The following is a 22,604-nucleotide window of genomic DNA, read 5'->3' as shown; positions in this document are numbered from 1 at the left end:
GGAAAGGTCAGCTGCATCGTGGCTGCATCTAAGGACGCCAAAGAACTCGGCTGCGAGATGTTCAAGCCTTACTTTCAGATCAAGAATGTCCTCGCGCAGCACAACACTAGGGTCTTCAGCTCCAACTACACGCTCTATCATGATTTTCAGTCGCGGCTCGTGAGCATCTACCGCCAACACAGCGAGGCGGTCGAGATCTACTCGATCGACGAGGCTTTCCTCAGGATTGCCGATCTTGGGCATGACCGCTTGAGCCAGTGGGCTGTCGAGCTGCGGGGTACAGCCAGACAGTGGACAGGCATCACAACTGGCATCGGCGTCGGATCTTCTAAGCTTCTAGCCAAGCTCGCCAATCATTGCGCGAAACGTGTGCCGCTGCAGGGGATGCGTGAGGGGGTTTGTGTCCTCGACTCGGCTGAGCGTGTTGATGAGGCTTTGGGCAGGGTGGACCTGAAGGATCTGTGGGGCATCAGCCGGGGCAGTATCCGGAGGCTCAAGAAGCTCGGGATCCAGACACCGAGAGAGTTTAGAGATGCAGATCCCAATCTTGTTCGCCAGGAACTGGGCGTGGTCGGGCAGAGACAGGTGTACGAGCTGCGGGGCAAGTCACGCCTGCCGCTTGAGCTGATCAAGCCAGATCGAAAGAACATCTGCTGTTCTAGGTCGTTCGGCAAGGTGACCAACCGATTCGATGATCTCACCGAGGCTGTCGCCACCTTCAGCTCTGCCGCGGCGGTGAAACTCCGTCGGCAGAACTTGGTGGCATCAAAGGTGACGGTCTTTGTTCAGACCGATCGCCATGCCGATGTCGAGCAGTACGCGAATAGTCGGAGCGTACGTCTAATCACAGCAACCGAGGACACCCGCGAGCTGATCAAGGCCGCGAAGTGGTGTTTGTTGAGAGTCTTCCGTGGGCAGCATCACTACAAGAAGGCGGGGGTGCTGCTCAGCAACCTCAGCCGGCGAGAAGAGCGGCAGCTGGGCCTCTACGACCAAGTCGATCGAACCAGAACCCGTGGGTTGATGAGGACCCTGGACGCGATCAACGAGCGTCATGGCCGGGGAGCGGTGAGGATCGGGGCTTCGTCGCCTTTCGAACTGCGCCCGTGTCGAACGTGGCATCTTCGCAGTGACAACCGGAGCCCGCGCTACACCACGAGGTGGGATGAGCTTCCAGTGGCGACTGTATCGAGCCAGAAAAGGCACTCTGAGCCTGCTCGTCTTTGGATCACGAATCGTCTCGCTAGTGAGCTCTCATAGCTCCTGCTAATCCACCTGCCACCATCCTACAGCAGCGTCTTGGGCAACATGGCCCCCGAGGAGTTCGCTGAATCAATCGGCCGGATTAGCCCGGCCGATTGATAGACGAGGCTAGTATCGGCACAGGTATCTACATGGGTAGAGCCGCAGTTTGTCCAAGCGATGAACGCTTAGCTGGCCATTGCTTCCATGATCCAGTGCACCATGTACTTCTGCTGTTGGGTCAGCCGTTGCCACGCCGCGACCAGTTGCGACAGCGAAGGTACTGACTGATTCGCTGCAGGCGAGTCAGTACCTGCCTGTAAAATTCTGTTAGCAAATAACTTGCGATACATCTCTTCAGGACTGTCGATCCGAAGGTTGCGGGTTCGAGTCCCGTCACCCTCGCTTGTGTCTTCCCAAGAGCCAGGGGGCCATCAGCGTTGCCATTGCTTCTCAAGAGCAGGCTTAACCGTGATGGCTGGCCTGTACCTTCATCTCCAAGCAAGCTCGGCATCATGGCCATGTGATGCTGCCATCAGGCAGTCGGGCCTGCGTCCAGCCAATGACCGCAGGATCGCAGGGGTATCTGGCGGCAACCTTCTCGTCGAGGTCGACGCCATGACCAGGCCGCTCATTCGGGTAGAGATAACCGTTCCTGAAAACCGGACAGCCCGGGAAAACTTCTTCGGTTTCGGGCGTGAAGGGCTGGAGTTCCTGTACGCCGAAGTTCGGCAGCGTCAGGTTGAGGTGGAGGTTGGCCGCGTGGCCGATGGGCGAGAGGTCACCTGGGCCGTGCCATGCAACACGCACACCAAAAGCCTCGGCAAGCGCCGCGACCTTGCGGGCAGGCGTGAGTCCACCCATATGGCTGGTGTGCATGCGGATGAAATCGATCCATCGGTTTGCAATCAGGGGTGTCCACTCGTTGGGATTGTTGAACAACTCGCCAACGGCTTGGGGTGTCGTCGTGTTGGCTCGGACGTGTTGGTACCAGGCCAGATCTTCGGGAGGCAGAACATCCTCAAGAAAGAAAAGCCGGTAGCCCTCGAGATCCCTGGAGAATGCAATCGCCTGAGCGGACGTCAACCGGCAGTGCGTGTCGTGGAGGAGCTCGATGCTGTCGCCGAAGCTCCTACGGATGTGTTCGAGTGCCTCAAGCGTTGAACGCATGTACTGCGTTGGATCGAAGTAGGCACCTCCGGGCGCACCATCTGGTTGATTGAGTGCTTCTGTCAGTGCGCCGCCATAGGCCAGCCCGCCGGCTTCACCGGAAGCACGTGTCTCGTTTGAACCACCACCAAATCGGATGCGGACGTGCCGCATCCCACGATCAATCTGCGCCTGTGTGTGATCGGCCAGTTCGTTAAGGCTCCGACCGTCGGCGTGCTGATACACCGCCGCACCCTCGCGCATCTTTCCGCCGAGGAGCTGATAAAGCGGCAGGCCGGCCAGTTTGGCCTTGAGATCCCAAAGCGCGATATCGATGGCGGCCACGGCGTTATTGAGAACAGGGCCGTTACGCCAATAGCCGTTGACCATCATCAGACGGAAGAGCTCCTCTGTCTGAGTGGCGTCACGGCCGATGAGCAGGGGTTTGAGGTGGTCGTTGATCGTGGAAGCGACCGGCAGGTACCGCTGAGTGAAGGTCCCGCATCCGAGACCGGAGAGCTCGGGCTCAGTGGTAAGCACACGAACAACGAGGAGATTTCGGCCCATGGGCGCGGTGAGCGTGACCTGGATATCACGGATAGAGATCATGTCTGTTGCTGGGGCAGTGGAATCGGATCGAGGCCGAGTGTCTTACGCACCGCAGCGGCCGTCATTGAGACAGCTTCATCGGCCTCCATCGATTGCCATCGCTGGCTGGTGGGCTCTGCGGTCATGGGCCCGGAGTAACCAATCTTCCTGATAGCACCCACAAAAGTATCGTTGTCAAAGACACCAGATTCTCTCGGGAGCAATCGTTCGGTCACCGTCTGCTCATCGTTGGACCGATCGGGCAGGCCGTCACAGAGATGGACAACGACCACCTGCTGATGATCCAGAGCTTCGATGTCTTCACTGGTCTCAGTCGCACAATGCCAGTGGAGCGTGTCGAGCATGAGACCGATGTTGGCATGCCCGGCATCATCGATCAGGTGGAGCATACCTTTCATCGTGTGAATGAAAGGATGCGTATGCCCCTCACGTCGGGTTTTGGGGCCGATGTATTCGAGGCCCAGGTGGATGCCGTGATCGGCGAGGATGGGTGCGGCCTCCCGAAGTCTCCGGACGTGACGGCGGTGGTTAGCCGCGGCGTCACGTTCGTCATCGAAGGGCAACACCACCACACCGGCACGGGTAAAGCCTAGCGACTCGGCGATGCGAGCACGCCTGGGAAGGTTATCGATGGCTTGCCGCCATTCTTCGTCACCGACAGAGAGGGTCCTTGACATGATGGATGTGTAGCCGGACAGCAAGCCGAGTTCACCCATCAAATTTGCAAAACGGTCGATGCCATAGGCAGAGAGCCAGTCGTCATATTTATTGAGTCTCAGGTCGAGTCCTTCGAAGCCATGACGTGCGGCCAGCTCCGCGGCGTTGTCGGGCTCGGCATCGACACCGATCAGATCGGTCATGAGCGACGGAAAAGGCTTATCGGATGGGCTAGCGGGCATCGGGGGGTCTTTTTCCCTGGATGAGGCTCGTAGTAATCAGCAAGCAGTCAGTTCGTGGCAGCGGTCGAGCACAGCGATCTGCCTGCGAACGCTTTCAGGTGTCACTGTCAGGGGGGTCCCCCGGCGGAGAGCCGACTCGAAGTCGCGGTAGAAGGGGATGGCGGTATGAGGCGGGGTATTCACGGGCTGCGACCATTGTTCCACGTGCCACTCGTACTCCTCTCGCTGGTAGACCCTGCCTTCAGCGGGTCCCTCATCGGGGTCCCGATGAGGGAGTTTGTCCGTATCGATCCACCGCCATTCGAGCTGCTCGGTGGTACCACGCAGCCCGCCAGCCGTCGCCCAGATGTGCCAGCGGTCCTCGGGGTAGATGCAGCAACTCGAGGACTCGATATCGATGGTCGGATGCCCCTCGCCATGGAGGATGATCTTGATATGGTCTTCGGCGTCACCGATCGACAGAGCACGCTGCATATCGACGAACACCTCAGGCTCCCCGGGACCAAACAGCTCAAGCGCATGATCAAGCAGGTGAGCGCAGTGATTATGCAGGGAACCGCCACCCTTGGATTTGAGCGTTTGCCAATCCCAGCGTCTGGTGAACTGGCTCCATTCGATCCGGATCTGGATCGGTCTGCCCAAGCGTCCGGATGCAAGCAACTCCTGAACCTTCCGGAAATGAGGCTCAAAGCGTCGGTTCTGGAAAGGCGCAAGCAGTCTGCCGGTGCGCTCAGCGGTCTCCATCATCCTGTCGGCGCCAGCGACAGTCAGCGCCAGCGGCTTTTCAACAATCACGTGGTGTCCGGCTTCAAGTGCCGCACATGTCTGGTCCTCGTGGTGAAGATTCGGTGACGCGATGACAATCGCATCGAGTGTGTCGTCGGCATTCAACGCCTCGAAGGTTGGATACACCGTGCAATCGTGCAGGGCCACGGCTTCCTGGCAGCGCTGGTCATCAGGGTCGGTCACCGCCGCGACCGTGTAGGTCTGCCTCAGCGTGGCCAGCCACTTGGCGTGGATGTTGAACCCGCTCCGTCCGAGACCGACGATGCCGATGCGGATGGGCTGAGTCTTGTTGTTGGAAGGCGTGATCACCTAGAGCTCCATTCGGTGTTTAGTGAATGCGTGACTCGCTCTCCCACGGGTCCATGTTGGGGCCGAGCGCCTGCTTCACCGGTTCGGTGACGCGAGACAGATCATCGAGTACTTCCTGAGATGGCGTGAGGTCTGCGGCGGCCGCATTGCGGGTGACCTGATCGGGATGGCTGGCACCGACCAGCACGGATGCGACGGTTGGCTGTGCGAGCAGCCAGGCAATGGAAAGATCGGACATGCTGTGCCCGGAACGCTCAGCGATCCTTCTGATGTCTTCGATCGCCTGAAAAGCGAGCTCCTCGCAGCCTGGCTCGGTGTGACGGGCCTGCGGACGATCCGAAGAGAACAAGCGGGTCCGGGCTCGCTCATCGGGGACGTCATCGGCCGAGCGGAACTTGCCAGTCAGCAACCCCTGAGCCAGCGGCGAATAGCAGAGCGTGCTCATGCCGTGCTTGGTCATCAGGTCCATCACCTCGAACTCTGGTGCGCGGGACAGCAGACTGTATGCAATCTGATTAGATGCCAGCGCGGTCACACCCAGAGCCTCGCTGAGATCGACAGGCCCGTAGTTGCAGACGCCAAGCACACGCACCTTGCCCTGCTCCACAAGCCTCTCCATCGCACGAAGCGTTTCCTCAGCAGGCACGACGTTCTTGGGCCAGTGGATCTGATAGAGATCGATGACGTCGGTATTGAGTCGTTCGAGCGCCTTGGTGCACTCGTTGGCGACATCATCAGCTGAGAGAGTCGGTGTGTTGATCTTGTCGGCGATCAGCACCTTGTCACGTTTGCCACCGGCAAGTGCCCGGCCAAGGACAACCTCGGCCGCTCCATTCCCATAGCCCGGTGCCGTGTCGAAGAAGTTGATGCCCAGGTCGATGGCCTGGTGCACGGCCGCGATCGCCTGCGATTCGGCCACGCCGGCATAGGTCGGGTTGGCAACCGTCGACATCGTGCCGAAGGCGATGCAGGAGATTTCAAGGTCGGTCTGGCCTAAGCGTGTGTATTTCATGGATGCCTGGTTCCTGCTGGTCGTGAAGAGTGATGGATTACTCGCTTGGGAAATCAGCTGGCAGCGGAATGATGAGATCTCTGTAGATCAGGCCTTCGCCGGTGATGCGATCGAGTTTAGCCAGAGCCGCCTCATAGCGCGGATCATTGAGTCCGATGGCCATACGACGGAGTGTCTGAGCATAAAAATCATGGCGGGGCGGGCTGATCTGCTGATACGGCCAAGGTTTCTCTTCGGTCAGATAGGGCAGGATATAATCGATGGCGGCGCGGATCGACCGACCATCCTCGGTCTCGTAGTTCCACAGATCAACGCCAACCTTATCCGCAAGGATCGCAAGCTCGCTGTGCCCGCGAAGATTGAACTCGGAGTAATCAAGCGCCCGCGTCCGGGCCAGCTCGTGCGGCTGCCGGCCATCGGGTTCAATCTGGTGGCTGATGCGATGGGGCACACGGGCCGCCATCTCGCGGACAGTTTCGGTATCACCGGCGAAGAGACTGAAGTATGCGATCTGTGCTTCCCCCCAGGTACCGTGGTTGTTGGCACCGTCGCGTTCAGCGACACCAAACTCGCTGGTGTTGAGCCACCTCGCGTAATCACCAAACCACTGCTTCGCAGCGGCGTAATCCTCGTCGGTCATGGCTTCGGACTCGGACAGAAGCGTGATGGCTTCGGGCACCCACCGCAGGCGAAGCGTCTCGATGATGCCGAACTTCCTCCCATCATTGCGGCCCGGGATGAATTGCCCGTAACGCATACGCGGGTTCATCCGTGTCTCAGGATCGATCAGGAAGTGACGAATCCTTTTGACGGCCTCTTGGGCGTAGCGTTCGTCGCCGGTGTAGTAGTAGGCGAATCCCAGCCACCGGACGCAGTTGCCGAAGGTGCTGAGCTTGTCAACGTCGTACTCGAATCGCTCAGGGTTGATCTCGCCATCTCGGCGGATGTAAGGAAGACCGTCAGGCGTATCGGGGTTGGGCCACCAGTAAGGCGAGAGACTGACGTAGTCGTTCTTATCACCCGAAGGCGGAATCGTGGGCTTCTCCACAACCGACCGCATGGGTGCGTCCATTGATTCTTCAGCCAGTTGCACCAGTGCATCAACGGCGGGTTTCAGAGTCGGATCACCGGCCCGCACACGATCCCGCACCAGGGCAATCTGCTCGCCATCCGTGATGTAAAGCTCGTGATGAGGTGCGGCCAGACCAACAGGCGTATGAAGCAACGTTGCGAGCAGCAACGCCAGGAGGGAGAGAAGCGGGGTGCGTGTCATCGATGATTCCTGTGTCGAGATGATTCGGGAAGCCTGGAAGCCGGGTGATTTGTACCGGTTGTTCCGCTGTGAAAAAGTACCGCACATTGCAGATAGATTCAAGATTATTGACATCAAATAACTGTTAATTAACGATGTTAATTAGCATAAATACATTCTAAATATGAGCTTACACTTATATTTTATTGTAGTGAACTACTGTTAATTTTTACTTGCAACAACCACGGCCAAGGGTTAAGCTTCGAGCATGTCGATCGTGGATGTCGCCAAACTTGCGGGTCTCTCACATACCACGGTGTCTCGGGTGATCAACCACCAGCCAGGCGTCTCGGCAGATACCGCACGCAAGGTGCAGCAGGCGATGCGTCAACTCGGCTACACCCCACCGACCCGGCGGCGTGGGCCGCAGCCGCGTGTCCGCAGAAACCTCAAGACCCGGAACATCGGGCTCCTGATGTTCGGGACCGACCCCACGCCCATGGCGAGCCCGGTCGCCGCTGCGGCCATCCATGCCATCGAAAAAGAGCTCTCCCGTCACGACCTCAGCCTGTCCATCGCGCAGACCACCTCTGACGGAAGGATCCCCTCCGCCGTGGCCAGTGGCCGAGTCGACGGCCTGATCCTCCACGGCAACCCGCCAAGTGCCGAGGTTGCTCAACGGCTCCGGCGTTTCCCCGCCGTCTGGATCATGTCACCCAGAAGCCGAACCGGATACTGGGGCGATCGCGTCTGCACGGACAACGACGCCATCGGCCGGCTCGCCGCCGAATACCTCATCGGTCGCGGTCACGAGCGCATCGCCATGCTCGAACTCGAAGCCGGTCACCTGGGTTTCCGCGAGCGAGCCATGGCGTTTCGCGAATCCGCCGAAGACCTCGGGGCGTCCGTCGAGTTGATCACGCTCGGTTCCGCCGAGGGCGCCGATGGCGACTTCGCGGCCCGTCGCCAGCACATCCATCGCCTGATCGACCGTTTCGCCAGCCTCGAGGATCGTCCTTCCGGCCTGTTCGTGCCTCTCGGGCAGGCGACGCTCACCGTCTACGAAGCCCTCCGCGCCCGTGGCATCGAGCCCGGCAATCAGGTCACCGTCGTGGCCTGCGACAACGACCCCACGCTCGCCGGCCTGAACCCGATGATCGCCACCGTCGATGTCCGTCCGGACCGCATCGGCCGGCTGGCCGTGGATCAACTGCTGCTCCGGATGGAGAAGCCCTCGCCCAACGCCCGTACCGTCGTGCTGGTCGAGCCCTCGCTGGTGACGCCACCCGCCGAAACCGCCTACGAGCACGATTCTGTTTTGAGTGTTTCTGCTGTCGGTGTGTAACCCGACGCAGTGTCTTTATTGTTTCGTTTCACAACATGTTCTGGATCACGTCCCATCAAACCGTCTTTTCGTTTCATCAGGAGGAAGCCATGAAACCGACGACACGCACCACTCAGGCCGCTCTCGCCGCGGCACTCATCGCAAGCCCGGCCCTGGCAGGCCTGAATCTGGATTTCGAGGATGGCACCCGCGGACCGGCACGTTCCGCCGAGATCTTCTCGAGTCTCGACGAGTTCAAGCCTCGGATGACTGTTGAGCCTGACGCCGTCCTCGGCTCGGGCAACGCGCTGTTCCTTGATTCGGCCGGAGGCGGCTCGGAGTGGTACATCCCGTTCGACTCGGCGGTCACCCTCGGCCCGAACGAGGGTGACAAGATCGTGGTCTCATTCGATTACAGGACCAATCTGGATACAGACCCTATCGCCTCACCGAGTACCGACTTCCGCTTCGGCATCTTCAACGACAACGACAACTCGCTCGGGCAGGCGTTTGGTGTCCGCCCAACCTTCGACGAGAACGGGGAGGCCATCCGCGACGAGTTTGATGAGCTCGTCACGGTTCCCGCTGTCTTTGGCACGGACGATGGGCACTTCGATCTGACTGACGGTCCGATTGCGGTGGATTTCGGTATACACGCGCGAACCTCATTGAACTTGAATGTACCGGATGGCGATATTCTGGCTCTAATACAGGCTCGTGTCCGGACCGAGCAGGAGGGTGATGATGACATCCTATCGGGTTCTGGTACGACGATCGCGTTCCCCGGCAGCCCGCCGGTCCTCTCGACCAGCAGCAATGGCATCACCGAGTTTGCCAACAACTGGCACCTTCTTAAGAACGGCAGCGCGAACACGATCACCTTCACGATCGAGCGCACGATGGAGACGATAGATGTTGAGGCGGGCCCCGAAGAGACCTATCGGGGCACGCTGCAGGTCGATAATGCCCTGGGGCGGACGGTGCTCACCGGCCGTGACCCGATCGCCGAGCTCACGCGTGAGACCTTCCACTACATGGTCTTCGAGAACGTCTCCGGCAACTTCGACTACGTCGTCGACAACATCTCCGTCATGGCTATGTCAGCCGGTGGTGGCGTCACCGGTGACTTCAACGGCGACACCGTCGTCGACGCAGCCGATATCGATCTGCTCACCGCCGCCATCCGCGCCGGCTCGACCGATTCGCAGTTCGATCTCGACGGCAGCACGGCCGTCGATGCCGGCGACCTCGATGAACTCATCGGAGCGATCCTCGGCACCGTGCCGGGCGACGCCAACCTCGACCTCAACGTCGACCTCATCGACCTCTCGGCTCTCGCCTCTAACTTCAACGCCGTGGCCGGCTGGAGCCAGGGCAACTTCAACGTCGACACCGTCGTCGACCTCATCGACCTGTCGCTCCTCGCGACCAACTTTGGTACGACCGGCGTGGTGCCCGAACCCGCCGGAGCCGCACTCGTCGGCCTCGGCCTCGCGGGGCTCTTCCGCCGTCGCTGATCCTCGTCCTCCTGCCTCCGACCCGCTCAACGGCGAGTCGGAGGTTTGGGGCGCGTGCCCCGCCGCGTTTCGTGAATCAAGCCGTCTTCCCCTCTAGCGCAAGGATCAAACCATGACGCGCTCCAAATCAGCCTTCACGCTCATCGAGCTCCTGGTGGTCATCTCCATCATCGCCCTACTCATCGGGATTCTGCTGCCCGCGTTAGGAGCTGCACGCAACACAGCCCGTTCCATGGGATGCCTCTCGAATCTTCGCTCCGTTGGGTTGGCTCATCAGATCTACGGTGTAGATAACAACGGCTATGTCGTGCCCTATGCGCAGTTGGCTTCTGCTGCTGGATTTGCTCAAGACGACAACCTCGCGCTGTTCTGGTTCGAGGTCCTCGCAAATACGATGCTAAGTTCTAAGCGTAATAGCGATGGCTCTCGAAATGAGTTCATGACCGAAACGTTTACCTGTCCGTCTTTCGACATCCAGCGGCAGGATGACTCGAATACCACAAAAATCGGCTATGGCATGAACACATACCTTTCACCCGGTCTCGATGATTATCCGTCCGGAACACTGCGAACAACTTATGCGCCCGTGCCCACACTCACCGATGGTGGCTTCACGAACGGTTTCTGGCAGAAATACGAGAATCTGCCTAACCCCACGGGTTACATCCTCAACGGAGACAGCTTCGAGCAGCACCTCCGCTCGCGCCTGGCAGCAGGCTATGTCTTCTTCGAACGATCTTCTGACGAAGTACAGAGATGGACATCAGGCGAGCCGGACCGTCACTCTCAGGGCGAGGGCAACGAACGGGCCAACTATGTCTTCGTCGATGGCCATGCCTCGACGGTCGGTATGGTCGACGCTGCCAACGCCATACGTGATCCGCTTGGCGTCAAGGACTACCTGGACGGCTCGGTGATCTTTGGCGGCAACTGATTCAAAACCACTGCGACTCTAACCGTTGCGGGCGTCCTCTAGATTCCGGGTACGCCCGCCACTTAAAGAACCCATCAAGCTCTCCCTGACTTGGGGTACCCACGCTCATGTTCCAGGCCTTGACGATCGAGCATGTGATCATCGGTGTGTACCTCCTCATGCTGGTCGCGATCGGCTTCGTTCTCCAACGGCTCAACAGCGATAGCTCGGATTACTTCCGCTCGGGATGCCGTGCCAAGTGGTGGATGGTCGGGGCCTCCGCCTTCATGACCGCCTTCTCGGCCTTCACCTTCACCGGTGCCGCAGGGGCGGCCTACGTCGCCGGTCTCTCCATCACCGTCATCTTCCTGACCAACGTCGCCGGCTTTCTGATCCAGGCCGCCTTCCTCGCCGGCTGGTTTCGTCAGCTCCGCGCTGTCACCTTCCCCGAAGTGCTTCTCAAGCGTTTCGGCGCACTGACCCAGCAGTTCTACGCCCTGATCACAGTACCCATCCAGCTCTGCTACGCAGCCGTCTGGCTCTGGGGCCTCGGGACGTTCGTCTCCGGCGTGTTCCGCTACGACATCGATACCGTGATTCTTGTCACGGGTAGCGTCGTGCTCCTCTACTCGCTCATCGGCGGGTCATGGGCGGTTCTCGCCACCGACTTCCTGCAGACACTCATCCTGATCCCGATCACCATTCTGATCGCCGTCCTCTGCCTGAACGAAGTCGGCGGCGTCTCCGGACTCATCCAGGGCATTCAGGACGCCGGTCTCGCCTCCGATTACGCCATGGTCAACGATCCCAACCGCTTCCCGCTCGCGGAATACGCCTGGCCCTGGGTTATCGCCACGATCATCTACAAGCTCATCAACCATTCGGCCCTGGAGAGTTCCCAGAAGTACTTCGCCGTCAAGGATGGCAGAGAAGCCCGCAAGGCCGCGTTGCTCGCTGCGGTCCTCTCGCTCATCGGCGTCTTCATCTGGTTCATCCCGCCCATGACCGCTCGGATCATCATGGCCGATGAGGTCGCAGCCCTGCCCATCGACAACGCCCGCGAAGGATCGTATGGCGTCATCTCCATGGCCCTCCTTCCCGCCGGCCTGACCGGTGTCATGGTTGTCGCGATGTTCTCAGCCACCATGAGTTCCATGGACTCGGGGCTCAACCGAAACGCCGCCATCTTCACCCGCGACATCTACCCGTTCTGCTGTAAGCTCCTCAATATGAAACCCGTCGAGGGCCAGTCCATGCTCCGGCTGGGGCAAGCCTTCTCCCTCGGGTTCGGACTGGCCATTATCGGGCTGGCCTACTACTTCGCGAACTCGGGCGGACGAGGCATCTTCCAGACCATGCTCGATATCGGCGGGCTCCTAGCCTTGCCCATGTTCATTCCGATGCTGCTGGCCATCTTCTTCAAGTACGTGCCCTGGTGGTCGGCCATCTTCGCGATCTGCTGCGCCTTCGTGCCCTCACTGATCGCCTTCCTCGCCGGCAGCCAGCCGGACAAGATCGCCTGGCTGGGTGCCTACCTCCCCGCAAATCTTCAATGGATGACCTCTGAATGGAGCTACGCCCAGAAGATCTTCACCAACACGAGCGTCGGCTGCGTGGCCTTCTTCCTGACCATGCCCTTCTGGCGCTTCGCCACCGCCGAGTACAAGCAGCGCGTTGAGGACTTCTACAAGCAGATGCACACGCCGGTGAGATTCAGCGAAGAGGTCGGCGAGGCCAACGACGACCTGCAACGCCGTGTGCTAGGCACGTTCGCATCCATCATGGGCAGCTTTATCTGCTCACTCATCCTGATCCCGAATGACCTGGGCGGCCGACTCGGCATCCTCTTCGTAGGCGGTTTCGTGCTCGGGGCCGGCCTGCTCCTGCTCTGGTCATCACGGCGAGCCCCCGCCACCGATACGCCGCCTACTGTCGCAAAAGCTGAAACCACATGAAACTCAGACTCCTGCTGACATGGCTCTGTCTGCTCGCGTTACCCACACAGGCGATGGCCGATCTCTGGATGCCCGCGATCTTCGGCGACCACATGGTCCTGCAGGCCGAGAAGGAAGCCGCGGTCTGGGGCAAAGCCGACCCCGGTCAGACCGTGGTGCTCTCGATCGCCGGTCAGCGCGTGGCCGCAGCAACAGACGATGACGGCCGATGGTTTGCTCGCCTTCCGGTCATCGATCGCCACGGCCCGCACACGCTAACCATCCAGGCCGGCAGCGATCGCCGTGAATTTGAAGACGTCCTCATCGGCGAAGTCTGGCTCTGCTCGGGCCAGTCCAACATGGACTGGCGCATGCACCGCATGCCCGAAGGCGAGGTCGAAGCCGCAGACCACCCGCAGATACGGCTCTTCCGCGTCGAACGCAACGCCTCCTTCGAGCCCGTCGAGGATGTCGAGGGGCAATGGGAGATCTGCACGCCCGAGTCCGTCGAGGACTTCTCCGCCGCCGCCTACTACATGGGCCACGACGTCCACGAACACCTGGGTAGACCTGTCGGACTCATCCACACGGCCTATGGCGGGACAACCGCGGAGGTCTGGACCCGCCGCGAAGTGCTCGAAGCCAATCCGATCCTCATGCCCTTGGTCGAACGCCACGAGCGCAGCTGGTCGGCCTACCACGATGCCCTCGCCAGATGGCAGGCCGATCCATCGACCCGCAAGCCAACAGAACCTCAGGAACGCCGGATTGTCAGCGGTCTCTGGAACGCGATGGTCGCGCCGATCGTCCCCTACACCATCCGCGGATTCGCCTGGTATCAAGGCGAGTCAAACGTCTGGCGCGCTCGGCAGTACTACACGCTGCTCTCCGAGATGATCATCGACTGGCGTACACAGTGGGGCGACATGCAGCTGCCCTTCGGCGTCGTCCAGTTACCGAATTACGTCGATCCGCCCCGCGTGCCCCCCGGGGAGGGGAGCCTGGTCGAGCTGAGAGAGTCACAACTCCGAGTCGCTGAATCACTGCCAAACACCGGTCTGATCGTGACCATCGACATCGGCGATCCCACCGACATCCACCCCGTCAACAAGTGGACGGTTGGCGAACGCCTGGCGCTCTGGGCCTTTGACGAGGTCTACGGAGAAGAGATCAACGGCCAGGCACCGGTGTTCTGGGAAGTCAATTTCGACACCGGCTCGAACGAGGTCGAACTCAAGTTTGCCAACGCCGGATCAGGCCTGACCACCTCCGATGGCGGGCCGGTCAGAGGGTTCGTGATCGCCGACGAAAGCATGCGTTTTCGCTGGGCAAAAGCTCGCATCGAAGGCGACGTGGTGTATGTTTCAGAAGCAAGGGTCGCCGACCCCAAGGCCGTGCGTTACGCCTGGGACGAGAACCCGTCCTGGGCCAATCTGGTCTCAGGCGACGGCCTGCCGGTCTCGCCATTCAGAACCGATGCCTGGCCCGGCGTCACCGACGATGCACGCTAGGACGCATCGGCTTTCAGAGGTGTGAAAGATGTCGAGCCGAAGCCTGTTGATGACCTTCCTGGCGATGACTGCTTCGGTCGCATCAGCTCTCGCCGAGATACACTACGTCTCTTCCGCCGCAGAGATCAGTGCCGCCATGTCCGTCGCGCAACCGGGTGATACGCTAGTCATGACCGATGGCGTCTGGCAGGATCAACAGATCGCCTTCGCGGGCTTCGGAACGGCCCAGGCACCCATCACACTAAAAGCCCAGTCGCTGGGCGGGGTCGTTCTGACCGGATCATCACAGCTTAAAATCTCCGGACAGCACCTTGTCGTCGATGGGCTGACCTTCGAAGATGGAAGGCCAGCCGATGACCACGTGATCGCTTTCAACGGCCCGCTGGGTCACGCCTCTCATTCCAGACTCACCAACACCACCATCCGCGACTACAACCCCGACGACATCAACGAACGCTACTTCTGGGTCTCACTCTACGGCCAGGACAACCGGGTCGATCATTCCCGCTTCGAGGGGCAGGATCACTCCGGCGTCACCCTCGTCGCCTGGCTGGACGGCAACGAAGCCCGGCACCGCATCGACAACAACCACTTTCTCGATCGGCCCGAGGGCAACGACAATGGCTTCGAGACGATCCGGCTCGGCACATCCAGCGTCAGCGATACCAACGCCAGAATCATCGTGGAGAACAATCTCTTCGAGCGCGTCGACGGCGAGATCGAGATTATCTCTAACAAATCCAACGAGAACACCTTCCGCTACAACACCTTTCGAGACTCGAAGGGCACCCTGACTCTCCGGCACGGCCACCGCGCAACGGTCGATGGCAACTTCTTCCTGGGCAACAATAAGAACGGCTCAGGCGGGGTGCGTGTCATCGGGGAAGACCACGTCATCACCAACAACTACTTCGCCGATCTCGACGATCGAGCCGATGGCGTGATCTCCATCAGTGCCGGGATTCCAAACACCGAGCCATCCGGCTACCAGCAGGTCAAGAACGCACTGATCGCTCACAACACGATCGTAAGTGCAGACATGCCTGGCATCTCTTTCGACGCCGGCTTCGGCACTCGCGACCGCACACTGCTAGCTGAGGATGTCTCCATCATCGGCAACCTCATCACCGGCATCTCTGATTCCGTCTTCGAAGGCCAGGAGGGCACCGGCTGGACCTGGGCCAGCAATCTGGTCAACGGCGCACCCCTTGGCATCTCCCCACGCCCGGGCGTCACCGAGGCCGATCCGATGCTCGTGCTCGCTGGCGATGGCCTCTACAGGCCCGGCCCGGGCAGCCCCGCGATCGATGCGATCGCCGGCACATCGCTCGTACCCGACGACATGGACGGTCAGGCACGCATCGGCTTGATCGATATCGGGGCCGATGAAGTCCTGCCCGCCGCGATCGTCCGCAAGCCCCTGACCGCAACAGACGTCGGCCCCGACGCCCAGACATTCAGCCAACCGATCCCCGATCCGCTGCCCTCAGGCTCGTTCATTACGATCGAAGCCGAGGCCTACACCCTGCTCCTCGATCCGGACAACGACGGCGAGACATGGCAGACAGTCAGCGATCCCTACGCACTAAGCGGGTCAGCCATCAAAGCCCCAGCAGGCAGCCGCTCGGACGCCTCCAACCACGAAGCTATCGTGGGATACGAGCTGGTCTTTGCTCAGCCCGGCACCTACACCGCCTACTACCGGGCACGAGGGTTCAACACCTCGGCCGACAGCATCTTCCAGCCAGACACCTTCGGGACCGATCCCGACCTCACGGCCAGCACCACCTCGTCAGGGGTCTGGCAGTGGGAGACCGGACAAGCCTTCACAGTCACGCCCGGCATGGTCGGTGTCCCGCTCGAACTCAGGATCGGCCGACGTGAAGGCCTGACCGAACTCGATGCCCTCGTGTTCCACACCGATTCAGACCTGGATCCCGGTCAGTTGCAGTCACTCTTCCAACTGGCACCAGGCGATTTCGATGGCAGCGGCGCACTCGACGCCCAGGACCTCATCCTCCTCGCCAACGCCATGTTCTCGTCCGACACCAACTACGACATGGATGACTCAGGCCAGGTCGATGTCGACGATCTGAACCTCTGGCTGACCGAGCTCTTCGGCACAGTCCTAGGCGACGTCAACCTCGACCTCACCGTGGACCTCATCGATCTCTCCACGCTGGCCAGCCACTTCGGTGAAGCGATCCTCATCGACTACACCGATGGCGACCTGAACCTCGACGGCACGGTCAACCTCATCGACTTGTCGATCCTCGCAACAGGCTTCGGTCAGCAAGCCACCATCCCCGAACCGGTGGCGTCTTCGCTACTGACGCTCACACTCCTGCTTCAACGTCGTTGATGGTCTGCAGCGCCAGACAGGCCGTGTTCAGGGCATAAAAAACCCGGCCTCACCGGAGGCCGGGCTTGCTCGCATAGCTACACAGCTAAACGTAAACAGTAGGTCCTAACGGCGACGCAGCGCGAGAACACCTAGGCTCAGCAGCAGCGCCGAAGCCGGCTCCGGCACCACATCGGCACCCGTGCGAAGAATGATGTTGTCGAAGTAAACATCGGGGTCCACGTTCGAGTTTGACGAACCGATCAGGCCGATCCGACCCAGCCCGAGCGCGGGATCGTAGTTGCCAGCCGATTTGGTCAGATGGAATTCAAGACCGTTGATCTCGTCCGCGTCCGTATCATCGTTGAACAGCACGCCATTGATGTACACGTCGTAGCTCTGCGGGTTAAGCGTGCGTTCGACGCCGTACAGGTTGTAGGTGTACGTGCCCGCCGTGGCGGCGTTGCCAACCATCGTCATCATCTGCACACCATCGAGTGGCTGCGTGCTCTTGGTCGCCACCGATCCAAAACCACCCTCCGACTTGGCCGTGAATTCGCGATCGGCCTGCCAGGAAAGCGAGAACGCCGACCGCGATTCCGAGCTGATGCTGTCGCCCGTGTTGGCCATCCGGAAGCGGATCGCACTGCTGGAAGCATTCGTTGATGCATTAAACGTCGTGAAGTCAACACGGAAAGCACCGGTCAGCGGCTCGGCCAGGTCGAGCTGAAGCTCAGGCTTGTCCAATGTATTGAAGTCGTACATGCGGATAGCGTTACCGCTGCCGAAAGGCGAAACGGGCGATGTGCCAGCGTTTAGTAGCTCGATGCCGTACTCACCGGCGAAGAATTTACTCGCGTCGCCTGTGTCAACGTTGGCATTCCAGACGTCACCGAGGTCGCCGATGCCGGCCTCGGTATACAGCGGAATAATCGCCGCAGATGCGTGACCCGCTAACAGGGCCACCGCCGCACCAGCCAGCAGGGGGGTTGTGGTCATAGCCTTCATGATGCAGTTCTCCTCTTCTTCGGGAATGAGACGAAATGACGAATCGCATTGAGTCTAACACGAGCATGCCCGCAATAGCAGGCCCCGCCCACTGTTAATTTCAATGTTAATTCACTTGCTGCCAGCATGTGGCAGCTCGCGGCAAACTTTCCTCCCAACGCCGCACTCGCAATCAGGAAAACGAGGCAAGCTAGCGGTCGCAGTCAAGACATACGGATTAATTAACATTGAAATGAACACTTCCCGGGCGGCTTGGCGGCTAAGAGATACGCGGTACAGTTACAAAGTCTCCGAGCGTCAATGCTCAAGCTTCCCTTAGGAATCTCTCGTTGATCAAGCCAGCCCTCTCAATCGCGCTCACGGCCGGCCTGCTGAGCCTGCCCAGTGGCCTCCAGGCCGCCGAGAGCACCTGGGTCTATCCGGGCCCCGACGGCCGGCTCCTCTACCACACCCAGCCCAATGGCGACCGCATCGTCGACTACTCAGCCGTTGGCTACCGCCACGGCCGCGAGCCCCTGCCCACCATCCCGACCGTCGTGACCGTCGTGACCGTCGGCCCGGGCCCAGGCGACGATGCCGCAAGAATCCAGGCCGCCATCGATCAGGTCGCCGCACTACCCCTTGGACCCGATGGCTATCGCGGAGCCGTCCAACTCGCCGCCGGGGAGTTCGAGATCGCCAACTCTGTCTGGATCACCAGCAGCGGCATCGTCCTCCGAGGGTCCGGCCAGTCAGCTACCAACGGAACAGTCCTCCGCGCTACCGGCACCCTCAGCCGCGACATCATCATGGTTCAGGGCGGAGGCTCATGGAACGACGTCAACGGCTCCGAACGAGTCGTCCTCGACAAATACGTGCCCGTCGGTGCCACCAGTTTCCGCGTTGCTGATGCTGCCAGTTTCTCACCCGGCGATCGGGTCATCGTCCATCGTCCCAGCACCCAGAACTGGATCGAAGCCCTTGGAATGGACCAGATCCCGCCCCGTCCGGATGGCGGCGAGATCGTGCAATGGGAAGCTGGCAACTATGATCGTCGGCACGACCGTATCGTCACCCGCGTTGAAGGCGATCGCGTCTTCTTCGATGCCCCACTCACCCAGTCACTCGATGCCCAATACGGCGGCGGCACCGTCTACAAGTACACTTGGTCGGGCAGACTCAGCAACGTCGGCATCGAGAACCTCCGCGGCATCTCCGACTACGACACCAACGACCCGGAAGACGAAGACCATGCACGCAGCCTGATCTATATGGACCGCGTCGAGCACGGCTTCATCCGCGACATCACCGCAGAACACTTCTGGTACTCCCTGATCGAAGCCGATACCCGAGCCAAGAACATCACGGTCGACGGGGCCACCAACCTCGATCCCATCTCCCGAGTCACTGGTGGCCGTCGCTACGCTTTCCAGAACAACAGCCAGCTGTCCCTGTTCCGCAACATGTACTCGGAAAACGGCAGGCACGACTTTATCCGCAACTCACCCAACACCGGACCCAATGTCTTTCTGGATGGTGTCGCAGTGAACGCACTCAACGACACCGGCCCCCACCAGCGATGGAGCACCGGCGGTCTCTACGACAACATCACCATCGATGGCGACGAGATCAACATCCGCAACCGCGGCTACTTCGGCACCGGCCACGGATGGACCGCCGGCAACAGCGTTGTCTGGAACAGCACCGCCAACGGCTTCATCATCGAGAACCCGCCAACCGCGCAGAACTGGCTCATCGGCAGCGTCGGCGCCGTTCGCTCAGACAACCGCTTCGGCCCCCAGCCGCCAGGGATCGTCGATCAGCACGGCACGCACGTCGATACCCGCAGTCTCTACGAAGCCCAGGTCGACGATCGGGACCGCTTCGAGGATGCCTCCTTCCGCGAATACCACGAAGGCGATTACGACGGCTATGTCATCGACGGCCCAGGCAGCCGCGACACCGCCTACGTCGATGCCACCTGGGAACTCGAAGTCGCTTCATTTGCCTCGGACCTGTCACTGGGGCTGCAGAGCTTCGACGACACAGCGGCCACCGGCCTCGTGCCCTTTAGCTTTGCATTCGACCTGGCGCCGGATGAACGCGTCGCCGCCGCCACGCTGACGGTGGCTCTGCGTGAAGCCTCCAGCAGCACACTCAACCCGTTCCTCGCAATCGAACGACTCGAGCACGCCCAACCTCTGACCGCCCTGGGGCTGCCCGCGTCACTCAGCAGCACCGCTAGCGAGATCTTGGTCTTCCCGCTCTCAGCGACTCACGTAGCCGGCCTGCAGGATGGTCTCCTAAACGCCGTGGTAGGTGCCGGTCTCGCTGTCGACTGGGCTCGGCTCGACCTGGTCGTTGTTCCAGGTCTTTTGGGAGATTTCAATAACGACGCCCTGATCGATGACACCGACATCGATCTATTGGGCCTTGCCATTCGTGAGGCCAGCACCGATCCCGTCTACGAACTCGACGGCTCGCTCGGCCTCGATGCCGGTGATATCGCCGTCATGCTGGAACTCGCAGGTACCCTACCGGGCGACGCCAACCTCGACGGCACCGTCGATCTCATCGATCTCTCGTTACTGGCCTCCAATTTCCAGAGCCTGGGCGGCTGGGCCCTGGGCGATGCCAATCTCGATGGCACCGTGAACCTCGTAGACCTGTCCCTGCTCGCCACTAACTTCGGCCAGTCCTTCTCAGTCCCAGAACCAACTGCCGCACTGCTGGTGCTTCTTGGTTTGACGGCTCGCTTACGTTGATCGTTCCTCTGCTACGCCGCTCAGCAGGTTGTTGAACCCGACGTCCTTCAAGACTTGGGTTCTATGTCACGCTCAGAATGACATACTCGGTATCAGACCATATGCAACATCCCGATTCGCACACCGAAACCGGCCCGGCCGCTTACCGCCAATTCCTCGACTTTGCCGATCGATTGGTACAACCACTCATCAAGCTCATGGCCGAAGGCCAGTCATCCCTACCGATCGAAGGCAGCCCCAGCAACCATGGCGACGACGCCGACCGCCTCGAAGCCTTCGCCCGTCCATTCCTGCTGCTCAGCCTCTGGCTGCACGGACGCAGCGTCCTGGGCATCTCCGATGAGTCCGACCAAAAAGTCATCACCTGGACCCAACAGGCCATGGCTCTCGGCAGCAACCCGAACAGCCCTGCCTACTGGGGCACCCTCACCAACTACCACCAGCACGCCGTCGAGTTTGCCATCTTCACCATGGCCCTCGATATCTCACGAAAGAGTGACTGGGACACGATGGACGAGCCCAGCCGCCAGCAGGTGCTCGCTTTTCTCGCCCAGATTCGAGGGCATGGCGGCCATCGAAACAACCACCTCTTCTTCGACGTACTCACACTCGAATTTCTCATCAAGGAAGGTGCCGGAGAGCTCGGCGACGACCGCGCGATCACCCACCATCTCGACGAACTAGAGTGCATGCACCGCGGCGGCGGCTGGTTCATCGATGGCGGCAACGAGTCCTACGACCATTACAACGCCTATGCCTTCCACATCTACGGGCTCTGGTGGGCGCACCACTTCGGTAAACGCGATCCAAAGCGCGCTCGCCGCTGGATCGACCTCGCCGCACAGTTCCTGTCCGACTACCTTGAGCTTTATGCCGCCTCCGGCGAACCCGTTCCGATCGGTCGCAGCCTCACCTATCGATTCAACGGGTCCGGTGTATTCCCGCTTGCCGCATGCAACGGCATAGATACAGTCCCCTTGGGTGTTGCGAGACGGCTCTGCCGACAGACCATCGCTTACTTCCTCAAGCACCCCATCGGCCAGGCCCAGGGCTGCCTGTCGCTCGGCTGGACCGACCACTTCGAGACCATGGCCGACAGCTACTCCTGCGCCGCATCTCCCTACTGGGCCGCCAAAGGATTGCTGATGCTCACCCTCGATCCCGAGCACCCCTTCTTTCAGGCAGAAGAAGAGCTGCGAGCCGTTGAAAAACTCGCTTCTGAATCGAGCACACCTTCGGATCAGCAAGGTGATACCACCCTCGTCAACACACCCGGCTGGGTGGTCCGCCACCGCCGAGGCGAAACCATGCTCATCAATGCAGGCGGGTCATCCTCACTCTCCGTCGGCAGCCGGCTCGGCACCTGGAAGTGGGGCAAGCTCGTCTACCACACCGGCATCGGCGGACTGATCTGCGCCGGACCAGAAGGCGATCCAGCCGACGCTGGACTCCTGGCCCGTGCCATCACCAGCGACCGATGCATCGGCCGCCAGAACACCCTGCCCATCGAAGTCACACACGATCGCATCGTCTGCCAGTACCAACTCGGCGATCCCTATGGCGACATGAACACCACGGTTCGTACCCACCTCTGGTGGCGGGAAGACTGGTTCATCGCCCTGCACACCGGTGTCGCCTACCAACCCACCGTTCTGCGTGCCGGTGCCTTCGCACTGGCCGACCCAAAACAAGCCAACGCATCGGCCACCAACGCAATCGCCGCGACAGATAGATGGGCCACTCGCATCCAGAACGTCTCGGGTTTCACAAAAGCCGCCATCCAGACCCCGACGCAACGGCAACACCTCTACGCCAGCGACCACGCACTGCCATACCTGGAGACCGATGTCGTAGAAGGACGTTTCGGCCTCGCCTACGCCTGGTCGCTGGAACTGAAAGAACAACCCTGTCCCTTCGAAGTTTTGGATAAAGACTCGAGAGGCATCAAGATTCAGGTCAAGGGCCAGCAATGCGTGCTACGAAGCAGTGATTGGTTATCCGCCAACTGACGGGTACTCTAGATTTGCTTTAGCACGCACATTTTCACCAATTCT

15 protein-coding genes and 1 pseudogene are annotated in these 22,604 nt (G+C 60.4%); 10 read left to right on the top strand and 6 right to left on the bottom strand.

Features of this window, described 5'->3' with window-relative positions:
• Nucleotides 1–9: 9 nt before the first annotated feature.
• Nucleotides 10–342: pseudogene (locus ACQZAB_RS13055) on the top strand (hypothetical protein); the annotation flags it as partial.
• A 42-nt stretch (nucleotides 343–384) separates the two neighbouring features.
• Entirely contained in the window at nucleotides 385–1,260 is an 876-nt protein-coding gene (locus tag ACQZAB_RS13050) for a DUF4113 domain-containing protein (RefSeq protein ID WP_428390167.1), read from the top strand.
• Between the two features lie 495 nt (nucleotides 1,261–1,755).
• On the opposite strand, the gene ACQZAB_RS13045 is transcribed toward ACQZAB_RS13050, so the two are convergent.
• The 5 genes from ACQZAB_RS13045 to ACQZAB_RS13025 form a co-directional block, all read right to left on the bottom strand.
• Nucleotides 1,756–3,000 carry an enolase C-terminal domain-like protein gene (locus tag ACQZAB_RS13045; protein WP_428389957.1) on the bottom strand — a complete coding sequence of 415 codons (1,245 nt, stop codon included), beginning with the start codon at nucleotides 2,998–3,000 and terminating at the stop codon, nucleotides 1,756–1,758.
• Nucleotides 2,997–3,860: a sugar phosphate isomerase/epimerase family protein gene (locus ACQZAB_RS13040; RefSeq protein WP_428389956.1), complete on the bottom strand. Its 864-nt coding sequence runs from the start codon at nucleotides 3,858–3,860 to the stop codon at nucleotides 2,997–2,999. Before ACQZAB_RS13040 ends, ACQZAB_RS13045 begins: the two co-directional genes overlap by 4 nt.
• Nucleotides 3,861–3,935: 75 nt before the next feature.
• Nucleotides 3,936–4,994: a Gfo/Idh/MocA family protein gene (locus ACQZAB_RS13035; protein WP_428389955.1), complete on the bottom strand. Its 1,059-nt coding sequence runs from the start codon at nucleotides 4,992–4,994 to the stop codon at nucleotides 3,936–3,938.
• A 19-nt stretch (nucleotides 4,995–5,013) separates the two neighbouring features.
• Complete coding sequence (locus ACQZAB_RS13030; protein ID WP_428389954.1) at nucleotides 5,014–6,006, bottom strand: aldo/keto reductase; 993 nt, start codon at nucleotides 6,004–6,006, stop codon at nucleotides 5,014–5,016.
• Nucleotides 6,007–6,043: 37 nt separating this feature from the next.
• Nucleotides 6,044–7,279, bottom strand: coding sequence for an alginate lyase family protein (locus tag ACQZAB_RS13025; RefSeq protein ID WP_428389953.1), 1,236 nt, complete (start codon nucleotides 7,277–7,279; stop codon nucleotides 6,044–6,046).
• Nucleotides 7,280–7,526: 247 nt separating this feature from the next.
• On the opposite strand from ACQZAB_RS13025, the gene ACQZAB_RS13020 reads away from it, so the two are divergent.
• The 6 genes from ACQZAB_RS13020 to ACQZAB_RS12995 all read left to right on the top strand — a co-directional run bounded on the left by ACQZAB_RS13020 (nucleotide 7,527) and on the right by ACQZAB_RS12995 (nucleotide 16,819).
• Nucleotides 7,527–8,603: a LacI family DNA-binding transcriptional regulator gene (locus tag ACQZAB_RS13020; protein WP_428389952.1), complete on the top strand. Its 1,077-nt coding sequence runs from the start codon at nucleotides 7,527–7,529 to the stop codon at nucleotides 8,601–8,603.
• A gap of 89 nt (nucleotides 8,604–8,692) precedes the next feature.
• Nucleotides 8,693–10,099, top strand: coding sequence for a hypothetical protein (locus ACQZAB_RS13015; protein WP_428389951.1), 1,407 nt, complete (start codon nucleotides 8,693–8,695; stop codon nucleotides 10,097–10,099).
• Nucleotides 10,100–10,211: 112 nt separating this feature from the next.
• On the top strand, nucleotides 10,212–11,033 hold the full coding sequence (locus ACQZAB_RS13010) for a type II secretion system protein (RefSeq protein WP_428389950.1): 822 nt from the start codon (nucleotides 10,212–10,214) through the stop codon (nucleotides 11,031–11,033).
• Between the two features lie 107 nt (nucleotides 11,034–11,140).
• Nucleotides 11,141–12,967: a sodium:solute symporter family transporter gene (locus ACQZAB_RS13005; protein WP_428389949.1), complete on the top strand. Its 1,827-nt coding sequence runs from the start codon at nucleotides 11,141–11,143 to the stop codon at nucleotides 12,965–12,967.
• Nucleotides 12,964–14,457, top strand: coding sequence for a sialate O-acetylesterase (locus tag ACQZAB_RS13000; protein WP_428389948.1), 1,494 nt, complete (start codon nucleotides 12,964–12,966; stop codon nucleotides 14,455–14,457). The genes ACQZAB_RS13005 and ACQZAB_RS13000 overlap by 4 nt, the downstream gene beginning before the upstream one ends.
• A gap of 28 nt (nucleotides 14,458–14,485) precedes the next feature.
• Nucleotides 14,486–16,819, top strand: a complete 2,334-nt coding sequence (locus tag ACQZAB_RS12995) for a chondroitinase-B domain-containing protein (RefSeq protein WP_428389947.1) — start codon at nucleotides 14,486–14,488, stop codon at nucleotides 16,817–16,819.
• Nucleotides 16,820–16,924: 105 nt separating this feature from the next.
• On the opposite strand, the gene ACQZAB_RS12990 is transcribed toward ACQZAB_RS12995, so the two are convergent.
• A complete protein-coding gene (locus tag ACQZAB_RS12990) occupies nucleotides 16,925–17,806 on the bottom strand; it encodes a hypothetical protein (protein ID WP_428389946.1) in 882 nt (293 codons plus the stop codon).
• Between the two features lie 329 nt (nucleotides 17,807–18,135).
• Between ACQZAB_RS12990 and ACQZAB_RS12985 the strand changes: the two genes are divergently transcribed.
• Both ACQZAB_RS12985 and ACQZAB_RS12980 read left to right on the top strand, forming a co-directional pair.
• A complete protein-coding gene (locus tag ACQZAB_RS12985; protein WP_428389945.1) occupies nucleotides 18,136–20,550 on the top strand; it encodes a hypothetical protein in 2,415 nt (804 codons plus the stop codon).
• Nucleotides 20,551–20,651: 101 nt separating this feature from the next.
• A complete protein-coding gene (locus tag ACQZAB_RS12980; protein WP_428389944.1) occupies nucleotides 20,652–22,559 on the top strand; it encodes a DUF2264 domain-containing protein in 1,908 nt (635 codons plus the stop codon).
• Nucleotides 22,560–22,604 lie beyond the last annotated feature (45 nt).

The organism is Mucisphaera sp. (genome assembly GCF_965279675.1).
Classification (GTDB): domain Bacteria; phylum Planctomycetota; class Phycisphaerae; order Phycisphaerales; family Phycisphaeraceae; genus Mucisphaera.
Note: the sequence above shows the minus strand (reverse complement) of the source record. Positions and strands in the feature narration are given on the sequence as shown.